General features: G+C 73.8%; 2 protein-coding genes and 1 pseudogene. All 3 read right to left on the bottom strand.

The annotated features are described in order from the left end of the window. Positions 1–481, bottom strand: a 481-nt coding sequence (locus ACTWQE_RS34015) for a hypothetical protein (protein ID WP_443332952.1), incomplete at its 3' end; no start/stop codon positions are given. A 149-nt stretch (positions 482–630) separates the two neighbouring features. Next, positions 631–958 (bottom strand): annotated as a pseudogene (locus ACTWQE_RS34010) (enoyl-CoA hydratase/isomerase family protein); the annotation flags it as partial. Between the two features lie 154 nt (positions 959–1,112). Then, positions 1,113–1,457, bottom strand: coding sequence for a hypothetical protein (locus ACTWQE_RS34005; RefSeq protein ID WP_443332951.1), 345 nt, complete (start codon positions 1,455–1,457; stop codon positions 1,113–1,115). Positions 1,458–1,678 lie beyond the last annotated feature (221 nt).

Raw genomic sequence — 1,678 nt, 5'->3', positions numbered from 1 at the left:
GCTGGTCGTACGGACGGTCGTACGGTTCGGGCTCGGCCATGGGTTCCAGGCGCCCGTGCCGGGACCGTCTGCGCTTGCGTCCCGCCATGAGTACCGCGCCCAGCAGGATGAGCAGGCCCCCGCCGGCGGCGAGCGCCACGCCGGCCCCCAGCCCGACGTCACCGCCGACCGTGAGGCTCCCCACGGCCTGCCCCTGCCGCACCATCCACAGGATGGTGAAGCCGAGCGCCACGATCCCCGCCAGGGCGACCGTCAGCCGGGAGCGCAGCAGCACCCCGAGGAGCGTCACCAGCGCGACGAAGAGCATCAGCACGAACAGCGACTCCCAGAGCCCGGCATTCACCGCGGTGGCCCCCAGGACGAGGTCCTCGACGCGGATGTCCTGCCCCTGGCGGCCGCCGTACCAGGCTCGGAAGGGGCTCGCGACGGCGGCCGCCGCTCCGAGGAGGGCGACCGCGGAACCGAGGGCGTTGCGGGCCATGAGCACGGATCACCTCGTCTCCGACGCTACGCCCGGTGCCGCCCTCCCGCCACGGGAAGCCGCGTCCGGCCGCAGTGCGCCCGGACGGCCGACCGGGGCGGAGCCGTCCGGGCGTTGAGGTCCACGGGCCCGGACGAGCCGGCCTCCCGTCACCGCGTCCGGAAGTCACGGCGGCGCGCGGTGAACAGCTCGCCCTGCCGCTCCGGGGAGAGGTTGCCCAGCGCGATGAGGAGCGGCGCGCCCGCCAGTGCCCGCTTGCGCGCCGCCTCGCGGGCCGACCTCGCGGGCCGACCACACGGCCCGTAGGGTTCCCTGGACGGCCGCGGTCGGTCGCGACGCGGTCACCGAGGCCGCCCCCAGGGCGGTCGGCGCCGGCTCGGCCGGTGCGACGGCCTCCGAGACGAGCCCGATCTCCTGGGCCCGCCGGGCAGACAGCCGCTCCGCCGTGCCCACCAGCGCCATCCGCGCGACCTCCCCCTCCGCATCCGCTGGGCCCATCAAGGCGCGGCTGCGGACCCGTACATGACCTCCGTACATGGCCGCGACGTACGGCCCCGTACATGACAGAGGGGCCGAGCACCGGGTTCGGCCCCCGTCCAGCGTGCCCCTGGGGCGCGCTGCCGCTGCCACCTCAGGCCGAGTGGTGGTCCAGGGGGGTGACGAGGGCCGGGTCGTCGTCCTGCGGCAGGACCGACGCGTGGTGCTCTTCGGTGCCCGGGGTGACCGACGCGTGGTGCTCCGGGGTGACCGAGGCGTGGTGCTCCTGGGTGCCCGGGGTGACCGAGGCGTGGTGCTCCTGGGCGGCCGGGCCGACCGACGCGTGGTGCTCTTCGGTGCCCAGGGTGACCGACGCGTGATGCTCCCCGGCGACCGGGCTGACCGTTGAGTTGCTATCGGCCACAGCCGGACTGACCGCACCGCCTGCCGCCGCAGCTGCGATTGCGAAAGTGATGAACATCTGCTTGGCGCGGGTCATCCCAGCTCCTCTGTCGAAGGCCTGATTGCCATTCACTGCGTGGAACCTATCGATGGAAATGCAAACATTTGCACCGTTGGCCCGAAATTATCAAAGGCTGGCGTGATATGACCCCTCGAGATACGGCGACCGCGACGGCTCCCCCTCCGCGCCGCCGCGGTCGCTCCCCCGCCCCGATGGCCCCCTGTCCCCAGGGCGCTCCCCCGGACTCGGTCCGGGGG

It is taken from the genome of Streptomyces sp. 8N706 (genome assembly GCF_052245415.1).
Classification (GTDB): Bacteria; Actinomycetota; Actinomycetes; order Streptomycetales; family Streptomycetaceae; genus Streptomyces.
Note: the sequence above shows the minus strand (reverse complement) of the source record. Positions and strands in the feature narration are given on the sequence as shown.